This is a genomic window from Arthrobacter sp. 05N428_2, assembly GCF_056397065.1.
This window is the reverse complement of sequence record NZ_JBFTMR010000006.1, coordinates 89519-110254: the sequence shown is the minus strand read 5'-3', so window position 1 is coordinate 110254 and position 20736 is coordinate 89519. Positions and strand designations below refer to the sequence as shown.

The window sequence follows — 20736 nt, the reverse complement described above, 5'->3', positions numbered from 1 at the left end:
TTATCCACAGGCATGAGAGCTTCGCCACAGAATCAGTAGGCGCGACGGCCGGGGACTAAGCTGAGTGCCATGACTCTTCAGTTCTCCCAGCTGGGTCTCGCTCCCGATTTCGTCGACTACACCCGCGGCTGGGACGTCCAGCGCGAACTCCACGAGAAAGTCGTCGCCGGGACCGCACCCAGCACCGTTCTGCTACTCGAACACTCCTCGGTGTATACCGCCGGTAAACGCACCGAGGACCATGAACGCCCCTTCGACGGCACCCCCGTGGTGCCGGTGGACCGCGGCGGCAAGCTGACCTGGCATGGCCCGGGCCAGTTGGTGGGCTATCCCATCATCAAGTTGAAGAACCCGGCTGGCATCCGGGACTACGTCGAGCGGCTCGAAGCCGTCATCATCGCCGTCCTGGCCGACTACGGCATCGACGCCGTTCGGATCAAGGGCCGCGCCGGCGTCTGGCTCGAACAGGACGAGAAGGGCCCGGCACGCAAGATTGCCGCCATCGGCATCCGGGTCCACGAGGGCGTGACCATGCACGGCTTCGCCATCAATTGCAACAACGACCTCGCCCCCTACGGCCAGATCATTGCCTGCGGCATCGCCGACGCCGGCGTCACCACGATCGCACAGGAGATCGGCCGGGACGTCACTCCGGCCGACCTCGTTTCGCGGATCATCGAGGAACTGCGCAACAATGAAGAAGCCCTAGTTGCAACCCATGAAGGAGCCCTACTGTGACACTGGCACCAGAAGGCCGGAAGATGCTGCGCATTGAGCAGCGAAATGCGGCCACCCCGGTGGAACGGAAGCCCGAATGGATTAAGGCCAAGGTCCAGATGGGCCCGGAGTTCGTCCAGCTCAAAAACCTGGTCAAGAAGGAAGGCCTCCACACCGTCTGTGAAGAGGCCGGCTGCCCCAACATCTTCGAATGCTGGGAAGACAAGGAAGCCACCTTCCTGATCGGCGGCTCCGAATGCACCCGCCGCTGCGACTTCTGCCAGATCGACACCGGCAAGCCCTCCCCGGTGGACATGTTCGAACCCACCAAAGTGGCCCGCTCGGTCCAGGCCATGGCGCTGCGCTACGCCACCGTCACCGGGGTTGCCCGCGACGACCTCGCCGACGAGGGCGTCTGGCTCTACGCCGAAACGGTCCGCAAGATCCACGAACTGAACCCCGGCACCGGCGTCGAACTCCTGATCCCCGACTTCTCCGGCAAGCCCGAGCACATCGCGGCGATCTGCGATTCCAAGCCCGAGGTGTTCGCGCACAACGTCGAGACCGTCCCGCGGATCTTCAAGCGCATCCGTCCCGCGTTCCGCTACGAGCGGTCCCTGGATGTCATCACCCAGGGCCGCAAGCTCGGCATGGTGACCAAATCCAACCTGATCCTGGGCATGGGCGAGACCCGCGAGGAAATCTCCGAGGCCCTCCGCGACCTGCACGACGCCGGCTGTGACCTGATCACCATTACCCAGTACCTGCGCCCGTCCGAGCGCCACCTGCCGGTGGACCGCTGGGTCAAGCCGCAGGAATTCGTGGACCTGCAGCAGGAAGCCGACGAGATCGGGTTCCTCGGCGTGATGAGCGGGCCGCTGGTGCGCTCCTCCTACCGCGCCGGCCGGCTCTGGGCCACCGCGATGCGCAAGAAGGGCTGGGAAATCCCCGCCCAGCTCGCGCACATCGAAAGCTCCGGCAGCACCCGGCAGGAAGCCAGCTCGCTGCTCGCCGCACACTCCTGAAAGACCCCGCACACCATTGCCGCCCAGGGCCGGCGCCGGAGCAATCCGGCGTCCGGCCCTGAGCCGTGCATCACGTAGAATTAAGGCACTATGGCGAAATCCTCTGACTCCAGCACGTCCAATTCTTCAGCCAACGGTTCTTCGGCCGTTGAGCCGAAGCGTGGCCTCTTCTCCCGCAAGCCCAAGGAGGCCAAGGTCAAGAAGCCGAGCCGGCTGAAGCAGATCGGCGAGGTCTTCCAGATGACCCGCCGGCACGACCCGATGGCCCAGTGGCTCATGCTGCTGGCGTTCCTCGGCGTCGTCGCTGTCAGCTTCCTGGTCGGCTTCCTGCTGGACAACTGGATTACCGGCCTGATCATCGGCATTCCGCTGGGCGTCCTAGCGGCCACCTTGATCCTCTCCCGCCGCGCCGAGCGGGCGGCGTTCGCCCAGATTGAAAACCAGCCGGGCGCCTCGGGCGCCGCGCTGGGCACCCTCCGCCGCGGCTGGGTCACCGAAGACCAGCCGGTCGCCGTGAACCCGCGCACCCAGGACGCCGTCTTCCGTGCCGTCGGACGGCCCGGCGTCGTGCTGGTCAGCGAAGGCCCCAGCCACCGGGTCAAGCCGCTGCTCGACGGCGAACGCAAGCGCCTCGCCCGGATCCTCCCCAACGTCACCATCCACGTGATCGAGAGCGGCCGGGGCGAGGGCCAGGTGCCGCTCAGCCAGATCGCGAAGAAGATGGGCAAAATGAAGAACGAATTGACCAAACTCGAGGTCAACACCGTCTCCAAGCGCATCTCCTCGCTCGGCAACCGCCTGCCGATCCCCAAGGGCATTGATCCGTATAAGGCCCGCCCGGACCGCAAGGCTGCCAGGGGCCGCTAGGTCGGCTTCACTAGGACGAGCTTTCCAGGAGCGCCCCGCTTACCGGCATCAGGCCGGGACCCGGGGCGCTTCCTTTTACCCCGCACGACTTCCGCACGACAACACCTGAACGACGACGGCGCCACCTTGCGCGGCCAGGACCGAAACCGGAGACGACCCCATGAACCTTTCCTCGAAGACCGCCATAATCAGGATCTTCCGGGTCCTCGCCGTGGCCGAAGCCTGCAGCTGGGCGGCCCTGCTGGTAGGGATGTTCCTCAAGTGGGTCATCCGGACCACCGAACTAGGCGTGGAGATCGCCGGCCCGATCCATGGTGCGTTCTTCATCGGCTATGGCATCGCCGCACTGGCACTGTGGCGGCAGCAGCGCTGGCCGTTCCGGGTGGCCCTCCGCGCCGGGCTCTCAGCGGTGCTGCCGTTCACCACAATCTGGTTCGAACATTGGGCGGCACGGCACGGTTATCTGGACGAAGAGCCGCGCGAAGTCGCATCAACGCCAGCCGAGGAGACGGCCGGGGTCTAGCCTCCGCGGGGTCCGCCCTGCGCCCAAATCAGCACGAATTCCGGCGTCGACCTCGCCCTCGTCTCCCCGATTCCGGTTACCGTCTTAACGCCCGGTTTTCGCGCGCCGTTCTACGGGGTCGCTTGAGTTAACAGCGGGCGCGGCGTCCCTGCCACGTCAGAACCATGGCCCATTCGGCAGAATCGGCCGCTCTGCGGGGCGCCGTGGCGGCCCTCGTCGGCAATCGGCGCGTTCTCAGTCTGCGCAGAGGTGACCCAGCGGCCACCTGCGGCAAGGGGCATAGGTCTAAGACGGGGACGGGGTGGGAAAACCCCCTGAGCCCCGCTGGTTGCGGAGTACACCTGCGCCCGGCGGACCCGCCCCTCGCCATTCACCACCCTGGACGCGATTCGCCACAACCGGCCGCTCTGCGGGGCGCCATAGCGGCCACCATCGGCAAATCGGCGCGCGGGTGCTCCGCCAGGTCGCCAACGTTAGCCAGTTGGTGCAGGCTCGGCGAGGTCCGCAGCCTCCCATCGTCGGATCCCATCGTCGGGACCCAGTTGCGGGCGAGACGCCTACCCGGTGCCGGCGACCACTACATCCGGACGAGGACCGTGTTCATGGCTTTGTCGTGCAGGCCGCGGTGGTCGGGGTCGAAGATGACCGCGGGGATCACCAAGCAGAGCAGCACGCTGCGGACCAGGGCCGCGAGCGGGCCCGCCGGGCCGCCGCCGAGCCGGACGACGTGGATCCCCATGATCCGGTGGCCGATGCTGTACCCCAGCGTACCGACCAGGAGGGCTTGCTCGACGGCGAAGACCGCGAGGGTGGCCCATGAGTTGCCGGCAAAGGCGAAGTTGCTGATCAGCAGGGCGATCCCCCAGTCAACGCAGATGGCCACGATCCGGCGGCCCGCGCGGGCAATCGAGTCAGTACCGGACTCAGGCAGGCCCAACCGCTCCCCCGGATACTTAGAGATGCCGGACGTGTCCGGTCCGGTGAGCCACGAGCCTATGTCTTTACGATCAACCACCCTCCAAGCCTATCGGCTCCCGGGAGGGCTCCGGACTGTCCACCACTTGGACTCCCGCTGGTCACGTTACGGACCCGGATAGGCCACACTGTGGACAACGACTAGCTTTAACACGTCAGCGCATTCTGTAACCTGCCCGAAACAAAGCGGACACCGCGGGGAAATCCCATGTCCTTAGGGTGGTAACAGTTGCCAGCGGCGAGCTACGCGGGGCGGACGTTGCGTTTTCCCCGCCGTCCGGCTGCGCTGGACCACACGGCCTGACGGCCAGATCTTTTCATATGCGTAAGGAGCATAGATGTTCAAGACTGCGGACGAAGTCCTCAAGTTCATCAAAGACGAAGACATCAAATTCGTCGATATCCGCTTCACCGACCTCCCGGGCGTCCAGCAGCACTTCAACGTGCCCGCCAAGAGCGTAGACGCGGACTTCTTCGTCAACGGCCAGCTCTTCGACGGTTCGTCGATCCGCGGCTTCCAGGGCATCGCCGAGTCGGACATGCAGCTCATCCCGGACGTCACGACCGCGTTCGTTGATACCTTCCGCTTGGAGAAGACCCTTGCGCTGAATTTCTCCATCGTGAACCCGCGGACCGGCGACCCGTACCACCGCGACCCCCGCGGCGTGGCCGAGAAAGCCGAGGCCTACCTGGCCTCCACCGGCATCGCGGACACCGCATTCTTTGCCCCCGAGGCCGAGTTCTTCGTCTTCGACAACGTGCAGTACCAGTCCTCCCCGCAGGGCAGCTTCTACAAGATCGACTCCGAGGAAGCACACTGGAACAGCGGCCGCGAAGAAGAGGGCGGAAACCTCGGCTACAAGACTCCGGTCAAGGGCGGCTACTTCCCGGTCTCCCCGACCGACAAGCAGGCCGACCTGCGCGACGCGATGTGCATCGCGTTGGATGAGGCCGGCCTTGAGGTCGAGCGCAGCCACCACGAGGTCGGTTCCGCCGGTCAGGCTGAGATCAACTACAAGTTCACCACCCTGACCCACGCGGCCGATGACCTGCAGAAATTCAAGTACGTCATCAAGAACACCGCCGACGCCTGGGGCAAGTCCGTCACCTTCATGCCGAAGCCCGTTTTCGGTGACAACGGCTCGGGCATGCACTGCCACCAGTCGCTGTGGACGGGCGGCGAGCCGCTGTTCTACGACGAGAAGGGCTACGCCGGCCTCTCGGACACCGCCCGCTGGTACATCGGCGGCCTCCTCAAGCACTCCTCCGCCGTCCTGGCCTTCACCAACCCGACGGTGAACTCCTACCGCCGTCTGGTCAAGGGCTTCGAAGCTCCGGTCAACATGGTCTACTCGCAGGGCAACCGCTCCGCCGGTATCCRCATCCCGATCACCGGCTCCAACCCGAAGGCCAAGCGCATCGAGTTCCGCGCTCCGGACCCGTCGTCGAACCCCTACCTGGCGTTCGCCGCCCAGCTGATGGCCGGCATCGACGGCATCCGCAACCGCATCGAACCCCCGGCTCCGATCGACAAGGACCTCTACGAGCTCCCCGCCGAGGAAGCCAAGGACATCCCCAAGGCCCCGGGCACGCTCGAGGAAGCCCTGGAAGCCCTCGCCGAGGACAACGAGTTCCTGCAGGCGGGCGGCGTGTTCACCCAGGACCTGATCGACACCTGGATCGAGTACAAGTACGAGTACGAGATCCGCCCGCTGTCGCTGCGCCCGAACCCATACGAGTTCGAGCTCTACTACGGCGTCTAAAGTCCACGCACACAGAGGCCGGTCCGAGGTTTCAAACCTCGGGCCGGCCTTTGCGTTGTGCCCGGCCGCGCCTGGTCTTCCCTTGGTGGCCTTTAGGTTGTCGTCGCCGCCTCAGCGCTTGCCGTACTTCTTGTGGACGGCCTGCTTGCTAATGCCGAGGCACACCGCAATTGCCTCCCAGGAGAGCCCGGCCCGGCGGGCGCGGAGCACCGCCTCGGTTTCCGTGCGGGCCAGCTCCTTGTGCAACTCTGCTACCGCGTAAAGCGCCTCCGCCGGCCCCTTGCCGTCCATCGAGCCAATCAGCGTCTGCATGGCGCACCTCCTGGCGTCAACATTAGTTGACGGGGGGAAGCGACGTCAACGAAGGTTGACGGGGCGGCTCGAACAAGCTGGAAAAGCCGGATACCGCAGCGTGGTCAGTAATTGGACGCGTACCGATCCTGCCTTGACGCAGGTTGCGTGCGGACGGGGAGAGCATCAATCTTTGCCAGTGCCCTGTGGGTTGCCACGATCAACATAACGAACCCCACCAAGGCGAGCACACCCCCGACGAACACCACACCCATGAACACGGCCACCATGCCGCCGTCTCCCCTCGAAGCCGACCAGGTCAAAAACAAGACCGCGACATAGCTCAGGAGCGGGCCCCCGAACAATAACGAAATACCGGCCACGAAGACTCCGGCTGCACGCTTGAACTCCACAATTCCCCCAATTTTCACGATGTCCTTCGCAAGCGTACAGCGGACCTGCCGGGCGTGCCCGGCAGCGACGCGACGCCCCGGACGAAGTGCCCTGGCGCCGCGCCGCGATGCGCTGTGGCAGCCCCGGAGGGCCGGTTCAGAACCCCCGGTACATGATCCGTTGCGGGCCGGCGTCGCCGCCGAGGTATTGCCCGCGGTCTTCGAAGCCGGCCTTGCGGTAGGCGGCCTGCCCGGCCGGGTTGGCCTCATTGACGGACAGGACGACGCCGCGCTGGTCCCCGCCCAGCGCGGCCGTCAGCCGGGCAGCCTCCCGCACGGCCCCGGCCGCGCCGGCGGCGCCGAAACCCCTGCCCTGCCGCCGCCGGTCCACGAGGAAGCCGCGGAGCAGCCAAACCGAGTCGTCATCGGCCCAGCCGGCGGCGCGGGCAGCGCCGGCCTGCAGGGTCGCGACGCCGACGGCCGCGCCGTCCGAATCGAGGACGTATGGAAAGCGGGTGTCCTCCTCGAGGCCCACCAGCATCGTCCGCAACGGGTCGCCGACAAACTGCTGCTGCCCCTCGCCAAGCTCCAGCCCGGCAACCTCGCCCAGCTTGATCGCCCGGGCGTCGTCGTCGAGGTTTTTCAAGGCGATCAACCACACGTGTTGGGACATGACTGAAACCTATCCAATCGACCGCTCAGAGGACCTTGGAGAGGAACTCCCGGGTCCGGGGCTGCTGCGGGTTGCCGAACAGGTCCTCCGGCGCACCCTGTTCGCAGATGACGCCGTCGGCCATGAACAGGACCCGGTCCGCCACTTCACGGGCGAAGCCCATCTCGTGGGTGACCAGCACCATCGTCATGCCTTCCCGCGCCAGGTCCTTGATGACCTGCAGCACCTCGCCCACCATTTCCGGGTCCAGCGCCGACGTGGCCTCGTCGAAGAGCATGATGTCCGGGTTCATCGCCAGTGCCCGGGCAATGGCAACGCGCTGCTTCTGGCCGCCGGAGAGCGACGCCGGCCGGGCATCGGCCTTCTCGGCGAGTCCGACGCGTTCCAGCAGCTTCAGGGCGCCAGCCCGGGCTTCAGCCTTGCCCTGCTTCCCCGATTCGACCGGTGCCAGCATGATGTTCTCGATCACGGACATGTGCGGGAACAGGTTGAAGTGCTGGAAGACCATGCCGATATGCCGGCGGACCTCGTTGATGTCCACCTTGGGGTCGGTCACGTCGAAGCCGTCCACCGTGACGTGGCCCCCGGTGATGTCCTCCAGCTTGTTCAGGCAACGCAGGAAGGTGGACTTGCCGGAGCCGGACGGCCCGATCACGCAGACCACCTCGCCCTCGGCGACCTCGGCGTTGATGCCCTTGAGGACGTTGTTGGTGCCGAAGGACTTGGTCAGCTCCCGGACGGAGATCTTGCTGGGTGCAGTGACTGCAGCGCTCATTTGTTGAACCTCTTATCCGCAACGTTGGCCAGCTTGGTCAGCAGCATGATGACCACGAAGTACAGGACAGCGACGATCAGCAGGGTTTCGGTAATCCGGAAGTTCCCGGCGTAGATCTGCTGGCCCTGGTAAAGCAGTTCGGCGAAGCCGATGGCGAGCAGAAGCGAGCTGTCCTTGAGCATGATGATCAGCTGGTTGATCAGGGAGGGCGTCATGATCTTGAACGCCTGCGGGACCACGACCTTTTGCATGGACTTCGCGTAGCCAAGGCCCAGGCTGCGGCTGGCTTCGAGCTGGCCCGGGTCCACGGACTGGATGGAGCCCCGGACGATCTCGGTGATGTAGGCGCCGGAGTTGAGGCTGAGCGTCAGCACGCCGGCCACCCAGATGTTGATCGGCTGGCCGGTCAGCTGCGGGATGCCGAAGTAGAAGAAGAACGCCCAGACCAGCAGCGGCGTGCCGCGGAAGACGCTGACGAAGGTGGTGGCGATCCCGCGCAGGACAACGTTCGTGGAGATCTTCAGGAAGCCCATCAGCAGGCCGATCAGCATGGCCACGGCGAAGGAAATCGCGGTGACCAGGACGGTGTTGCCCAGGCCCTTCATGAGGGCGGGGAAGCTGTTGACCAGCAGGTCCCAGAAACTGGTCGGGGTGGCCTGCGTCGGGTCTTTGAGGTACTTGTCCAGGATCTCCTGGTACTTGCCGCTGGACTTCAGGTCCGCCAGTCCGGTGTTGAACGCCTGCAGCAGTTCCGGGTTCCTGCCCTTGTTGACGGCGAATCCGTAGGAGCCGCCCTTTTCCTTCCCGGTCACGGCCTTGAGGCCGTTGTTCTGGCTGATGCCGTAGGCCAGCACCGGGTAGTCATCGAAGACGGCGACGGCGTTCCCGGACTTTACGAGCTCGTACATGGTGGCGGACTGGTCCAGTGACTTGACCGTGAAGCCGTACTTATCGGCTATCGACTTCGCGAACGTTTCGCCCTCGCTGCCGGTCTTGGCCGTGACGGTCTTACCCTTCAGGTCACCGTAGCTCTTGATGTCCGAGTTGGCCTTTGCGACTGCCATCTGGACGCCCGACTCGAAGTAGGGGTCGGAGAAGTCGTAGATCTGCTTGCGGGGCTCCGTGATGGACATGCCGGCGATCACGCCATCCACTTGGTTGGACGAGAGCGCCTGCAGGGCCGCGTTGAAGCCGAGCGACTTGATCTCGACGGCGAATCCCTGCTTCTTGGCGATCTCCCGGATGATGTCCATATCGATGCCGGTCAGTTCACCGCCCGCGTCGCGGAACTCGAACGGGGCGAACGTGGTGTCCGTCCCGATGACAAAGGTCTTTCCGGAAAGGCTCGACGGCGCGGCGGCCGGATGCGCTGAACCGGCGGTGACCGACGGTGCGTCCGTCGGCGCCGCGGCGGCGCCTACGGCACCGAAGAGCATGGCGGCAAAGGCCAGCAACGCTCCGATGACCGTGACCCACCGCGGCCTGGCGGCCCCGGTCTGCTGGAGTCTGGGCAAGTTCAAACAACCCCTAGGTAAGTGCGACAACCGGTCCCCAGGACCGGCAAAGTACCCCTCGAGGTTACCCGCATTTGTACGCCGGTAGCGGACACGGCCTGCACAGCCGCCTATTGGCCGTAAAAGACGCGCTCAAAAACGGCACGTGCCCGGCGGCTGAGCCGCAGGTAGTCCTCCTCCAGCGCGGCGGCATTTCCGTGCCCGTAGCCGCACCAGCGGGCCACCGCCTCAAGGTCGCGTCGTGAGGACGGCAGCAGGTCCGAGGCCCGGCCGGTCCAGATCACGTTGGCCGAACGGATCCGGCTCGCCAGCCGCCAGGCCCGCAACAACAGCACCACCTCCCCGGCCTCCAGCAGCTCCAGGCTGGCAGCCGCCTCGAGGGCCTCCACGGTGGAGGTGGTCCGTAGCTCCGGGTGCCGCCCGGCGTGCCGCAACTGCAGCAACTGGGCGAGCCATTCGACGTCGCTCAGGCCGCCGCGGCCCAGTTTCAGGTGCCGGGCCGGGTCCGCGCCGCGGGGCAGCCGCTCGGCCTCCACCCGGGCCTTGACCCGCCTGACCTCGCGGACGTCGTGGTCGGACAGCCTGTCCGGGTACCGGATGGGATTGATCAAGGCCACGAAATCGGCGGCGAGCTGGTCGTCGCCGGCCATCGGCCGGGCCCGCAGCAGCGCCTGGGCCTCCCAGACGAGGGACCAGCGCCGGTAGTACTCGGCGTAGGACTCGAGGGACCGCACCATCGGCCCGTTCTTGCCTTCCGGCCGCAGGTCCGCATCCACCGCGAGGACACGCTCGGCGAGGATCGCGGGCCTGAGCGGCTGGGTCAGCAGGCTGGAGAGCTTCCCGACGATCCGCGCTGCCTGCTGCTGCGCCTCGTCCTCCGGAACGCCCGGCAGGCCGCGGTGCACATAGATCACGTCGGCGTCGGATCCGTAGCCGATCTCCCGGCCGCCCTGGCGCCCCATCGCCACCACCAGCACATGGGTCTTCAGCGGCTCCCGCGCGGTGACCACCGTCTCGGCGACCCGGAGCGCGCCGAGCACGGCGGCGCGGTCGGTATCGGCCAGCGCCTCCCCCACCTGGTCCTGGTCCAGCAGCCCGGCGCTGTCCGCGATGGCGATCCGCAGGATCTCGCGGCGACGGATCAGCCGGATGAGGCGCATCGCGTTTTCGGGGTCCGCGTGGCGGGACATCTTGGAGGTGATCTCCAGCCACTGCGCCTCATAGCTGAGCGGGAGCAGATCCTTGTCCGAGCCCAGCCACGCGACGGACTCGGGCGAGACTTCCAGCAGATCCGAGATCAGCCGCGAATTGGAGAGCACATGGCACAGCCGCTCGGCAGCCGCCGTCGAATCCCGGAGCAGGCCAAGGTACCAGTGCGTGGTGCCGAGCGCCTCGCTGACCCGCCGGAAGGCCAACAGGCCGCCGTCGGGGTCCACGCCCTCGGCGAGCCAGCCGAGGAGAATCGGCAGCAGCTGCCGCTGCAGCGCGGCGCGGCGGCTGACCCCGCCGGTGAGCGCCTCAATGTGGCGCATGGCGCCGGGCGGGTCGAGGTAACCGAGCGCGGCGAGCCGGCCCTGGGCGGCTTCCGGGGTGAGCCTGGCGTCCTCGCTGCTCAGCGCGGCCGCGGTGTTCAGCAGCGGCCGGTAGAAGATGCGCTCATGCAGCTCCCGCACGGACCTCTTGGTCTTCCGCCACGCCGCGAGCAGCGCATCGGGATGCGGGCGCTCGTTCGAGAACGGGCCCAGCACCGCCTTGGCGAGGGAGCGCAGCGAGGCTTCCTTGACCGGCATGAGGTGCGTGCGGCGCAGCTGGAACAGCTGGATCCGGTGTTCGAGCAGCCGGAGGTAGCGGTAGTCGCGGTCGAATTCCTTGGCGTCGGACCGTCCAATGTAGCCCCCGGCCGAGAGCGCAGCGATGGCCGAGGTCGTGTCCCGGCAGCGCAGGCTCTCGTCCGCTTTGCCGTGCACCAACTGGAGCAGCTGGACGGTGAATTCGACGTCGCGCAAGCCGCCGCGGCCCAGTTTGATCTGCCGCTGTTCCTCTTCGGCAGGGATGTGGTCCGTGACCCGGCGGCGCATAGACCGGACCGACTCGACGAACCCCTCGCGGCCGGCGGAAGACCAGATCAGCGGCGCGACGGCCGCCTCGTAGCGGGCGCCGAGCCCGGCGTCGCCGGCGATGGTGCGCGCCTTAAGCAGGGCCTGGAATTCCCAGCTCTCGGCCCAGCGCGCGTAGTAGCTCTCATGCGAGGCCAGGGTGCGGACCAGCGGCCCGGACTTGCCCTCCGGCCGGAGGTTGGCGTCCACCTCCCACAACCCGGGCTCCCGGCTGGTGGACGTGATGGCCCGCGAAATGCCCGAGGCCAGGGCGGTCCCGATGCTGTTCGCCCGGGAGTCTTCCAGCCTGCCGGCGTCGATCACGTAGATGACGTCGACGTCGGAGATGTAGTTCAGCTCGCGGGCGCCGCACTTGCCCATCCCGATCACGGCCAGTCCGACGTCGGCCACGTCGCCGGCGCCGAACTGCGCCGCCGCCTCGGCCCGGGACACGGCCAGGGCTGCCTCGATCGCGGCGCCGGCCAGGTCCGCCAGTTCGGCCCCGACGGAGGGCATGAAGTCCAGCGGATCGGCGGCGCAGAGGTCCTTGACGGCCAGCTCCACCAGGCCGCGCCGGTAGGCCGTGCGCAGGGCGACGTAGCCCTCCTGGCCGGTCAGGCCCGCGACCGGGCGGTCGGCTTTGGGGTCGGCCCGGACGGCGTGCAGGAGCCGGGTGCGCAGCGCGTCGGCGTCCGCGGGCCGGGGTTCCGGGCTCGCCTTGGCCTGGAAGGCTTCCAGGTGTTCGGGGTGCCGGATGAGGAACTCGCCGAGGGCTTCGGACGCCCCGAGCACCCGGTAGAGCGGCTCGCTGCGGTCCGGGTCCGCGGCCGCAAGCCGCCGTAGGTCCGGGTGTTTCTCGATCAGCCGGACCAGTGACTGGAGCGCCGTGTCCGGGTTGGCCGCCAGCTGTAGCCCGGCGAACAGGGCGTCCTGGTCCAGGCCCTCGAGTTCCGGGGCGGCCAGGAACCGTTCGCCCTTCTCGAGGTCGTTGAAACCGGCGGCGATGAGGCGCCGCGCCAGGCTCACCGCGGCCGTCCTAGAGGATGGCCAGGTTGCGCCGCAGCTCGTAGGGCGTCACCTGCAGGCGGTAGTCCTGCCACTCCGCGCGCTTGTTGCGCAGGAAGTGCTCGAAGACCTGCTCGCCCAGGATCTGCGGCATGAGCTCGGATTCTTCCATGGTCCGGATCGCGTCGTGCAGGCTGGCCGGCAGCGGATCGTGGCCCATCGCGCGGCGCTCGGCCGAGCTGAGCGACCAGATGTCGTCCTCGGCGGCGGCCGGCAGCTGGTAGCCCTCCTCGATGCCCTTCAGGCCGGCGCCGAGCAGCACCGCGTAGGCGAGGTACGGGTTGGCGGCGGAGTCGATGCCGCGGTATTCGATCCGCGCCGACTGGCCCTTGCCCGGCTTGTACAGCGGCACCCGGACCAGGGCCGAGCGGTTGTTGTGACCCCAGCTCAGGTAGCTGGGTGCCTCTCCCCCGCCCCAGAGCCGCTTGTACGAGTTCACGAACTGGTTGGTCACGGCCGTGAATTCGGGGGCGTGCTTGAGGATCCCGGCGATGAACTGCCGGGCCGTTTCGGAGAGCTGGAACTCCGCGCCGGCCTCATAGAAGGCGTTGGTGTCGCCTTCGAACAAGGAAAAGTGGGTGTGCATGCCGGAGCCCGGGTGCGCCGTGAACGGCTTGGGCATGAACGTGGCGTAGGTGCCCTGCTGCAGGGCGACCTCCTTGATCACGGTGCGGAAGGTCATGATGTTGTCCGCGGTCTGCAGGGCATCGGCGTAGCGCAGGTCGATCTCGTTCTGGCCCGGTCCGGCCTCGTGGTGGCTGAACTCCACCGAGATGCCCACGGATTCCAGCATGGTCACGGCCGTGCGGCGGAAGTCCTGCGCCACGCCGCCGGGCACGTGGTCGAAGTAGCCGCCCTCGTCCACCGGAACCGGTGCACCGTCCGGGCCGGGTTCCTGGGATTTGAGCAGGTAGAACTCGATCTCCGGGTGCGTGTAGCAGGTGAAGCCGAGGTCCGCGGCCCGGGCGAGGTTGCGTTTAAGGACGTTGCGCGGGTCCGCCGCGGAAGGTTCGCCGTCGGGCGTCAGGATGTCGCAGAACATCCGGGACGTCGCTTCCGTCTCGCCGCGCCAGGGCAGGATCTGGAAGGTGGCCGGGTCCGGCTGCGCCAGCATGTCGGATTCGAAAACGCGGGCGAGCCCTTCAATGGCGGAGCCGTCGAAGCCTAGGCCCTCTTCGAAAGCGCCCTCGACCTCTGCCGGCGCCAACGCCACGGACTTGAGGGACCCCACGACGTCGGTGAACCAGAGGCGCACGAAGCGCACGTCGCGCTCTTCGATCGTCCGCAGGACAAACTCTTGCTGGCGGTCCATGGTGCTGCCTCTTTCCGGGTGGGATCCGTGCCCCGGACCTGGCCCGACTCCACGTCGGGGCCGTCACGCGGCTGCTCACGAATCACTCTACTAAGCATTCCCGGCGATTGCTGGACGGGCGTCCCTGCACCGCGGCTGCGGCCCCCCGGCATCCCGTGGCAACAAGTCGGCGCGCCGCCAACCCGCCTCGGCGCCCCGCTTTGTGACAGGTTTTCAGCGGCTTGCCCCGCCGTGGTGGCTGGGACACGGGATCTCCCAGTACGCTCGTGGCATGGCCCCCAGCGATAGCCCAGAATCCCGCATGTCCGCAGAACTCGCCGCACCCTACGGTGCCGGCCCGTCCCCGGCCGTGCCGGCAGCGGCCGCCAAGCCCGCGGCCCGGATCCGCACGCACCACCTGCGCGAGGCGAAGCGCAACGGTGAACACTTCGCCATGCTCACAGCCTATGACCAGTACAGTGCCGAGATCTTCGACCAGGCCGGCATCGAGGTGCTGCTGGTGGGAGATTCCGCCTCGAACAACGTCTTCGGCAACGAAACCAGCCTGCCCGTCACCGTGGATGAGCTGATTCCGTTATGCCGGGCCGTCGCCCGCTCCGCGCGGCGCGCCCTGGTGGTGGCCGACCTGCCCTTCGGCAGCTACGAGGTCTCGGCCGAGCAGGCGGTCGCCACCGGTGTGCGGTTCCTCAAGGAGGGACTCGCCCACGCGGTGAAGATGGAAGGCGGCAGGTTTTACGCCGACACCGTCCGGGCGATGGTGCAGGCCGGCATCCCCGTGATGGCGCACATCGGCTTCACGCCGCAGAGCGAGCACTCCCTCGGCGGCTACCGCGTCCAAGGCCGCGGCGACGACGCGCAGGGCCTCATCGACGACGCCGTGGCGCTGACCGAAGCCGGGGCGTTTTGCGTGCTGATGGAAATGGTTCCGGCGGCAGCGGCGGCCGCCGTGGACGCCGCCGTCGAGGTCCCCACCATCGGCATCGGGGCCGGCAACGCCACCACCGGCCAGGTGCTGGTGTGGCAGGACATGGCCGGGCTGCGCGGCGGGAAGATGGCCAAGTTCGTCAAGCGGTACGCGGACCTGCGGACCGCCCTGGCGGACGCCGCGAAAGCCTACGGCGAGGACGTGCGCTCGGGCCAGTTCCCCGGCCCGGAGCACTCCTTCTAGGCCTGCCTAGGCCTGCGTGGCCGCCTCGGGTGTCTTCAGCGTGCCCGTGTTCGCTGCGGCCTCAGCCTGCGGCGGGCTCGGCGGCGGCGTCGTCGACCTTGATGGCGGACACCTCAAACTCCAGCGTGACCTTGTCCGATACCAGCACCCCGCCGGAATCCAGGGCGGTATTCCACTTGAGCCCGAAATCCTGGCGGTCGATACGCCGGGACCCTTCAAAGCCCGCTCGCAGGGTGCCCGTGGGATCCCGTTCGACGCCGATGAAGTCGATCGGAATCGAAATTTCTTTCGTGATGCCCTTAATCGTCACGTCGCCGCTGACGATGAAGTGGCCTTGGTCCACCTGGTCCACCCGGCTGCTCACGAAGGTGATCTCCGGAAACCGGGGGGCGTCAAAGAAATCGTTGGTCCGCAGATGCTGGTCGCGGTCCGCGTTGCGGGTGTCGATGCTCGCGACCTTGACGGTCAGCTCGACCTTCGAGCGTTCCGGGTTCTCCGCGTCCACGGTAATGAAGCCGTCGACGTCGTTGAAAGCTCCGCGGACCTTGGTGACCATTGCGTGCCGGGTCGAAAAACCGATGCGCGTGTGGGCCGGGTCGAACCGCCACTGTCCTGCATATTCGGGGCTGAGTTCGGCCATCTTGTGCCTCCTTGCACTACCGGTGGAGCCGGTATTCGGATGTAGGTAAAGTCATTCTTGCCCACGGAAGACCGCTTTGGACAGTGCGCGGCCGGGCTGCATCCTAGTCGTCGTCGCCCTTGTCCCAGGCCTCGTTGCGGGCCTTGACCTTCTCGAGCGCGTGTTCGGCCTCCTCGCGGGTTTTGTAGGGGCCGATCAGCTGGCTCCAGTCGGACATCGCGTCTTCCTCGATCTCATGGGTGTTGACGTTGTACCAGTACTCGGTCATCGGCTCTCCTTCGCGGTTCCTGCTGCTGCCTTTTGCGGTTTCTCTTGTCCCGGCCCTACATTCCCCCGGGCGCCGTATTCCCCAGGCTTTGCCCGGGGGCTTATAGAATCAATGTATGCCTTCTCTTACCTCGACTGCACCCATTGGCACCCTTGTCCCGGGAGCTGTGAGCCCCCAGCTTGCCGTGCCGGCGTCCATTCCGCGCCCCGAGTACGTCGGCAGGCCCGCTCCGGCCAAGTTCACCGGCTCCGAGGTCAAGTGCGCCGAGACCATCGAGAAGATCCGGATCGCCTCGCGGATCGCCGCCCAGGCCATTGTGGAGGTGGGAAAGCACATCGTTCCCGGCGTCACCACCGACCAGCTGGACAAGGTGGGACACGAGTTCCTGCTGGACCACAAGGCGTACCCCTCCACCCTCGGCTACCGCGGCTTTCCCAAGTCCCTGTGCTCCTCACTCAACGAAGTGATCTGCCACGGCATTCCGGACAGCACTGTGGTCCAGGACGGCGACATCCTCAACATCGACATCACGGCGTTCATCGGCGGCGTGCACGGCGACACCAACTACACCTTCCTCGTGGGCGACGTCGACGAGGAGTCACGGCTCCTGGTCGAACGCACCGCGGAGTCCCTGCGCCGCGCCATCCGGGCGGTGGCACCGGGCCGCGAAATCAATGTGATCGGCCGGACCATCGAGTCCTATGCCAAGCGCTTCGGCTATGGCGTTGTCCGGGACTTCACCGGCCACGGCGTCGGCGAGGCCTTCCACACCGGGCTGATCATCCCGCACTACGACGCAGCCCCGGCTTACAACACCGTGATGGAACCCGGCATGGTCTTCACCATCGAACCCATGCTCACGCTCGGCACGGTCGACTGGGACATGTGGGCCGACGATTGGACGGTCGTGACGCGCGACCGCAGGCGGACCGCCCAGTTCGAGCACACCCTGCTGGTCACGGAGACCGGCGCCGAGGTCCTCACCCTCCCCTGATTTCGCAACACCGCCCGAAGCGCCACCCGCCCCTGCCACGAACGGAACCCCATTGGCCAACAAGGACGAGAAGACGAAGAAGAACGCCCCGCTGATCGGCATCGACATCGGTGGCACCGGGATCAAAGGCGGAATCGTCGACCTCAAGAAGGGCAAACTGGTGGGCGACCGGGTCCGCGTGCCCACCCCACAGCCGTCCACCCCTGAGGCCGTGGCCGGCGTCGTGGCGCAGGTCGTCGCGGAGCTGTCCAAGCGTCCCGACGCCCCGCCGTCGGATTCCCCGGTGGGCGTGACCTTCCCCGGGATCATCCAGCACGGCGTCGTCCACTCCACAGCCAACGTGGACCACTCCTGGCTGAACCTGGACATCGACGCGCTGCTGACGGCCCGCCTGGGCCGTCCCGTGGAGGTCATCAACGACGCCGATGCCGCCGGCCTGGCCGAGGCGCGCTACGGAGCCGGCGAAGGCGTCCACGGCACCGTCCTGGTCATCACCCTCGGCACCGGCATCGGTTCGGCGTTCATCTTCAACGGCAAACTCGTCCCTAACGCCGAACTGGGCCACCTGGAAATTGACGGCTTCGACGCCGAGAGCAAGGCCTCCGCCGTCGCCCGTGAACGCGACGGCCTGAGCTGGACCGAATACAGCGTGCTGCTGCAACGCTACTTCTCCCACGTCGAGTTCCTGTTCTCCCCGGAACTGTTCATCGTGGGCGGCGGCATTTCCAAGCGCGCCGACGAGTTCCTGCCGCACATGTCGCTGCGGACGCCGATCGTCCCGGCCGAACTGAAGAACGACGCGGGCATCGTGGGTGCGGCGATCGAGGTGGCCCTCACGCACAAGCTGGCCAAGTAGCACCGAGGCTTAACCCAACTAACTCGCACTAGTTGTCGTTCTGAGAGATCAAAACGACAACTACTGCGAGTCAGTTGGGTTGGAGCCGGTGGTGGCCGCGGCTTCCCCTCCGCTGCCACCACCGGAACTTGAGTGAGCCTAGAGCTGGCTCTTCTGCGGGCTCTTGCCTTCGAGTCCCTTGGACTCGGCCTCGTGGCGGAGCAGGGCGATCGCCGACTCGAAGTCTTCCAGCGATTCGAAGGCCTGGTACACGCTCGCGAACCGGAGGTAGGCGACCTCGTCGAGGCGCTGCAAGGGGTTGAGGATGGCCAGGCCCACCTCATGGGCTTCGATTTCGGCGGCGCCGGAGGCCCGGATGGTCTCCTCGACCTCCTGCGCCAGCATGGCGAGGTCGTCCTCGGTGACTGGACGGCCCTGGCAGGCCTTCCGCACGCCGTTGATGACCTTGCTGCGGCTGAACGGTTCGCCGACGCCGGAGCGCTTGATGACGGTCAGGCTGGTGGTTTCCACCGTGGTGAAGCGGCGTCCGCATCCGGGGCACTGCCGGCGGCGCCGGATGGCGGAGCCGTCGTCGGCGATGCGGCTGTCCACCACGCGCGAATCAGGATTACGGCAGAACGGGCAATACACGTCGATTCCTCCCCTGCCGCAACCTGGACACTCTTGAACGAGCTTGAGCACCGCGGATGGTGCTTCCGGGACCAGTTTACGACTAGATGTTGCTGAATAACAAGCCTGTAATTACTACATGTAGTGGTTTGCTGCGCCGGCTGCCGGCGTCAGCCGCCTGCTGGGAACCGGGCAGTGACCGCCTCGCCGTGCGCCGGCAGGTCTTCCGCCCGGGAGAGGCTGACGATGTGTCCGCTGACCTCCGCCAGCGCCGCCCTGCTGTAGTTGATCACCTGGATGGCGCGCAGGAACGTAGTCACGTTCAACCCCGAGGAGAACGCAGCGGTTCCGCTGGTGGGCAACACGTGGTTGGACCCGGCGCAGTAGTCCCCGAGGCTGACCGGGCTGTAGTCCCCCACGAAGATCGCGCCGGCGTTCCGGATCCTGGCGGCCACGGCGGCGGCGTCGGCCGTCATGATTTCGAGGTGTTCGGCGGCGTACGCGTCGCAGGCGGCGATGCCTTGTTCGAGGTCGTCGACCAGGACAACGCCGGACTGCGGGCCGGACAGGGCTTCCCGGACCCGGGCGCCGTGTTTGGTCGCGGCGGCCAGGGCGTCGAGTTCGCCGCGGACGGCGGCCGCGAGTTCCTCGGAATCGGTGATCAGCACCGACGCGGCCTTAGGGTCGTGCTCGGCCTGGCTGACGAGGTCGGCGGCGACGAGTTCCGGCCGCGCCGTGGCGTCGGCCAGGATCGCGATCTCGGTGGTGCCCGCCTCCGAGTCGATCCCGACCACACCCTTGACGAGCCGCTTGGCGGTGGCCACGAAGATGTTGCCGGGCCCGGTGACGACGTCGACCGGGTCGATGCCGGCGGCCGTGCCGGGTGCGGCCCCGTCCGCCGGGCCGATGCCGTAGGCGAACGCGGCTATAGCCTGGGCGCCGCCGATTGCGTAGACCTCGTCGATGCCGAGCAGGCACGCGGCCGCCAGGATGGTGGGGTGCGGCAGGCCGCCGAAGTCTTTTTGCGGCGGTGAGGCCAGGGCAATCGACTGGACGCCCGCTGCCAGCGCCGGGACCACGTTCATGATGACCGAGGAGGGGTAGACCGCCAGTCCGCCGGGGACGTAGAGCCCGACGCGGGCAACCGGGACCCAGTTCTGGCTGACTACGGCGCCTTCACCTAGTTCGACGTCGGTATCGGCCGGGCGCTGCGCGTCGGCAAAGCGGCGGGCCCGGCGGATCGATTCCTCGAGGGCGGCGCGCACGGCCGGGTCCAGCCCGTCCAGCGCCGCCGTGAGGGCCTCGGCGGGAACGCGCGGGCGGGTCTGTTCGACGCCGTCGAACTTCAACGCCAACTCGCTCAGCGCCGCAAAGCCCCGTGCGCGGACCGCCGAAATGATATCCAGGACCTTCTGCTCGGCGTCCGCCAGGGTGTCGTGCTGTGCCCGCGGGACGGCGGCGCGGAGCCCGGCGAGGGACAGCCGGTGCCCGCGCAGGTCCACGGTGCGGAAAGTGAGGGCGGAGGGTGCGGGGTTGTCAGCAGTTGGGGTCACGCGTCCATTTTACGCGTCGGCGGTGCCGGGGCCGGACGCTGTTACGGGAGCCGTTCCTCAGGCGCGCCCGGCCCCTGCTCGGGCTCCGGCCGGCTGAAGACGGTGGCCAGGAAGATTGACAGGGCGGTGGCGGCGGGCCAGACCAGGAGTATCGGGTAGGCCCGCAGCGAGAATGCGATCCCGGCGGCGCCGTGGGCATCCGGCGCGGGGCTCCACCAGCTGCCGGCAAGCACTCCGGTTCCGCACGCCAGGAGCGCGCCCGCGGCGCCAGCGGCGACGGCGAGGACCACTGTCGCGGTTGTCAGCCGGGCGGGCCGGTTGCCGGCGGTGAAGACGCCGGACAGGCAGCCCGCCAGGAGGAACAAGCCGGCCAGGACCAGATCCCGGGGAAGCCAGGTCGCGGGGTTGCTGCCGGCGGCCAGGGCGGGGTCGCGGGTGATGAGGTTGAGCCCGGTGGGCGCCAGGAGCCACCACAGCAGGCCCGCCGGAAGACCTGCCGCCACGATCGCGGCGGGTCCCTTCCACCGTGCAGTACGGCCGGGCCGGGCGGGTCCGGCGTGCCCCGGGCCGCCGTCGTGCTGGTCAACGGGAAGGGGCGCCGCGGGTTGTGTCATGCAACAAACCTTAACAAAGGATCCGGCGCTGCCGGTCATGACGGGG

At 67.3% G+C, this 20736-nt stretch carries 21 protein-coding genes; 8 read left to right on the top strand and 13 right to left on the bottom strand.

All coding sequences use genetic code 11. The annotated features are described in order from the left end of the window. The first annotated feature begins 69 nt into the window (after positions 1-69). The 4 genes from lipB to AC1DGI_RS08765 all read left to right on the top strand — a co-directional run bounded on the left by lipB (position 70) and on the right by AC1DGI_RS08765 (position 3132). Complete coding sequence (gene lipB, locus AC1DGI_RS08780) at positions 70-738, top strand: lipoyl(octanoyl) transferase LipB (protein WP_476898495.1); 669 nt, start codon at positions 70-72, stop codon at positions 736-738. After that, a complete protein-coding gene (gene lipA, locus AC1DGI_RS08775) occupies positions 735-1742 on the top strand; it encodes a lipoyl synthase (RefSeq protein ID WP_476898494.1) in 1008 nt (335 codons plus the stop codon). Before lipB ends, lipA begins: the two co-directional genes overlap by 4 nt. Before the next feature lie 90 nt (positions 1743-1832). Continuing rightward, positions 1833-2609: a DUF4191 domain-containing protein gene (locus tag AC1DGI_RS08770; RefSeq protein WP_476898493.1), complete on the top strand. Its 777-nt coding sequence runs from the start codon at positions 1833-1835 to the stop codon at positions 2607-2609. A gap of 160 nt (positions 2610-2769) precedes the next feature. Continuing rightward, positions 2770-3132 (top strand): DUF3817 domain-containing protein, encoded by a 363-nt coding sequence (locus tag AC1DGI_RS08765; RefSeq protein ID WP_476898492.1) that lies wholly within the window; start codon positions 2770-2772, stop codon positions 3130-3132. Positions 3133-3709: 577 nt separating this feature from the next. Here the strand turns inward: AC1DGI_RS08765 and AC1DGI_RS08760 are convergent. Next, on the bottom strand, positions 3710-4147 hold the full coding sequence (locus tag AC1DGI_RS08760; protein WP_476898491.1) for an RDD family protein: 438 nt from the start codon (positions 4145-4147) through the stop codon (positions 3710-3712). Positions 4148-4445: 298 nt separating this feature from the next. Here AC1DGI_RS08760 and glnA (AC1DGI_RS08755) point away from each other — a divergent pair, with 298 nt between their 5' ends. After that, positions 4446-5870: a type I glutamate--ammonia ligase gene (glnA, locus tag AC1DGI_RS08755; protein ID WP_476898490.1), complete on the top strand. Its 1425-nt coding sequence runs from the start codon at positions 4446-4448 to the stop codon at positions 5868-5870. A 111-nt stretch (positions 5871-5981) separates the two neighbouring features. Here the strand turns inward: glnA (AC1DGI_RS08755) and AC1DGI_RS08750 are convergent, their stop codons facing one another. The 7 genes from AC1DGI_RS08750 to glnA (AC1DGI_RS08720) form a co-directional block, all read right to left on the bottom strand. After that, a complete protein-coding gene (locus tag AC1DGI_RS08750) occupies positions 5982-6182 on the bottom strand; it encodes an AsnC family protein (RefSeq protein WP_476898489.1) in 201 nt (66 codons plus the stop codon). 104 nt (positions 6183-6286) lie between these two features. Continuing rightward, the gene (locus AC1DGI_RS08745) at positions 6287-6592 is read right to left on the bottom strand and encodes a hypothetical protein (RefSeq protein WP_476898488.1); all 306 of its coding nucleotides are present in this window, start codon (positions 6590-6592) and stop codon (positions 6287-6289) included. Positions 6593-6710: 118 nt separating this feature from the next. Further along, positions 6711-7226: a GNAT family N-acetyltransferase gene (locus AC1DGI_RS08740; protein ID WP_441401484.1), complete on the bottom strand. Its 516-nt coding sequence runs from the start codon at positions 7224-7226 to the stop codon at positions 6711-6713. A gap of 25 nt (positions 7227-7251) precedes the next feature. Next, positions 7252-8001 (bottom strand): amino acid ABC transporter ATP-binding protein, encoded by a 750-nt coding sequence (locus tag AC1DGI_RS08735; RefSeq protein ID WP_476898487.1) that lies wholly within the window; start codon positions 7999-8001, stop codon positions 7252-7254. Next, on the bottom strand, positions 7998-9437 hold the full coding sequence (locus AC1DGI_RS08730) for an amino acid ABC transporter substrate-binding protein/permease (protein WP_441401490.1): 1440 nt from the start codon (positions 9435-9437) through the stop codon (positions 7998-8000). The genes AC1DGI_RS08735 and AC1DGI_RS08730 overlap by 4 nt, the downstream gene beginning before the upstream one ends. Before the next feature lie 188 nt (positions 9438-9625). Further along, positions 9626-12637, bottom strand: coding sequence for a bifunctional [glutamine synthetase] adenylyltransferase/[glutamine synthetase]-adenylyl-L-tyrosine phosphorylase (locus AC1DGI_RS08725; RefSeq protein ID WP_476898486.1), 3012 nt, complete (start codon positions 12635-12637; stop codon positions 9626-9628). 10 nt (positions 12638-12647) lie between these two features. Further along, the gene (glnA, locus tag AC1DGI_RS08720) at positions 12648-13988 is read right to left on the bottom strand and encodes a type I glutamate--ammonia ligase (protein ID WP_441403205.1); all 1341 of its coding nucleotides are present in this window, start codon (positions 13986-13988) and stop codon (positions 12648-12650) included. Between the two features lie 271 nt (positions 13989-14259). On the opposite strand from glnA (AC1DGI_RS08720), the gene panB reads away from it, so the two are divergent. Then, positions 14260-15156 carry a 3-methyl-2-oxobutanoate hydroxymethyltransferase gene (gene panB / locus AC1DGI_RS08715; protein WP_476898485.1) on the top strand — a complete coding sequence of 299 codons (897 nt, stop codon included), beginning with the start codon at positions 14260-14262 and terminating at the stop codon, positions 15154-15156. A gap of 61 nt (positions 15157-15217) precedes the next feature. Here panB and AC1DGI_RS08710 read toward each other — a convergent pair whose 3' ends face one another. Then, positions 15218-15796 (bottom strand): YceI family protein, encoded by a 579-nt coding sequence (locus AC1DGI_RS08710; protein ID WP_476898484.1) that lies wholly within the window; start codon positions 15794-15796, stop codon positions 15218-15220. 103 nt (positions 15797-15899) lie between these two features. Continuing rightward, positions 15900-16064 carry an SPOR domain-containing protein gene (locus AC1DGI_RS08705; RefSeq protein WP_441403253.1) on the bottom strand — a complete coding sequence of 55 codons (165 nt, stop codon included), beginning with the start codon at positions 16062-16064 and terminating at the stop codon, positions 15900-15902. 115 nt (positions 16065-16179) lie between these two features. Here AC1DGI_RS08705 and map point away from each other — a divergent pair, with 115 nt between their 5' ends. Both map and ppgK read left to right on the top strand, forming a co-directional pair. Continuing rightward, positions 16180-17058 carry a type I methionyl aminopeptidase gene (gene map, locus AC1DGI_RS08700; protein WP_476898483.1) on the top strand — a complete coding sequence of 293 codons (879 nt, stop codon included), beginning with the start codon at positions 16180-16182 and terminating at the stop codon, positions 17056-17058. A 52-nt stretch (positions 17059-17110) separates the two neighbouring features. After that, positions 17111-17914, top strand: a complete 804-nt coding sequence (gene ppgK, locus AC1DGI_RS08695) for a polyphosphate--glucose phosphotransferase (RefSeq protein WP_476898482.1) — start codon at positions 17111-17113, stop codon at positions 17912-17914. 138 nt (positions 17915-18052) lie between these two features. On the opposite strand, the gene nrdR is transcribed toward ppgK, so the two are convergent. The 3 genes from nrdR to AC1DGI_RS08680 all read right to left on the bottom strand — a co-directional run bounded on the left by nrdR (position 18053) and on the right by AC1DGI_RS08680 (position 20690). Further along, the gene (nrdR, locus tag AC1DGI_RS08690) at positions 18053-18544 is read right to left on the bottom strand and encodes a transcriptional regulator NrdR (RefSeq protein ID WP_476898481.1); all 492 of its coding nucleotides are present in this window, start codon (positions 18542-18544) and stop codon (positions 18053-18055) included. A gap of 149 nt (positions 18545-18693) precedes the next feature. Next, positions 18694-20076: a histidinol dehydrogenase gene (gene hisD / locus AC1DGI_RS08685; RefSeq protein ID WP_476898480.1), complete on the bottom strand. Its 1383-nt coding sequence runs from the start codon at positions 20074-20076 to the stop codon at positions 18694-18696. A gap of 41 nt (positions 20077-20117) precedes the next feature. After that, a complete protein-coding gene (locus tag AC1DGI_RS08680) occupies positions 20118-20690 on the bottom strand; it encodes a hypothetical protein (protein WP_476898479.1) in 573 nt (190 codons plus the stop codon). Positions 20691-20736 lie beyond the last annotated feature (46 nt).

Coding starts and splice junctions, on each gene's coding strand:
- lipB (WP_476898495.1), top strand. CDS start 70: ATGACTCTTCAGTTCTCCCAGCTGGGTCTCGCTCCCGATTTCGTCGAC.
- AC1DGI_RS08770 (WP_476898493.1), top strand. CDS start 1,833: ATGGCGAAATCCTCTGACTCCAGCACGTCCAATTCTTCAGCCAACGGT.
- AC1DGI_RS08765 (WP_476898492.1), top strand. CDS start 2,770: ATGAACCTTTCCTCGAAGACCGCCATAATCAGGATCTTCCGGGTCCTC.
- AC1DGI_RS08750 (WP_476898489.1), bottom strand. CDS start 6,182: ATGCAGACGCTGATTGGCTCGATGGACGGCAAGGGGCCGGCGGAGGCG.
- AC1DGI_RS08740 (WP_441401484.1), bottom strand. CDS start 7,226: ATGTCCCAACACGTGTGGTTGATCGCCTTGAAAAACCTCGACGACGAC.
- AC1DGI_RS08735 (WP_476898487.1), bottom strand. CDS start 8,001: ATGAGCGCTGCAGTCACTGCACCCAGCAAGATCTCCGTCCGGGAGCTG.
- AC1DGI_RS08730 (WP_441401490.1), bottom strand. CDS start 9,437: ATGCTCTTCGGTGCCGTAGGCGCCGCCGCGGCGCCGACGGACGCACCG.
- glnA (WP_441403205.1), bottom strand. CDS start 13,988: ATGGACCGCCAGCAAGAGTTTGTCCTGCGGACGATCGAAGAGCGCGAC.
- panB (WP_476898485.1), top strand. CDS start 14,260: ATGGCCCCCAGCGATAGCCCAGAATCCCGCATGTCCGCAGAACTCGCC.
- AC1DGI_RS08710 (WP_476898484.1), bottom strand. CDS start 15,796: ATGGCCGAACTCAGCCCCGAATATGCAGGACAGTGGCGGTTCGACCCG.
- AC1DGI_RS08705 (WP_441403253.1), bottom strand. CDS start 16,064: ATGACCGAGTACTGGTACAACGTCAACACCCATGAGATCGAGGAAGAC.
- map (WP_476898483.1), top strand. CDS start 16,180: ATGCCTTCTCTTACCTCGACTGCACCCATTGGCACCCTTGTCCCGGGA.
- AC1DGI_RS08680 (WP_476898479.1), bottom strand. CDS start 20,690: ATGACACAACCCGCGGCGCCCCTTCCCGTTGACCAGCACGACGGCGGC.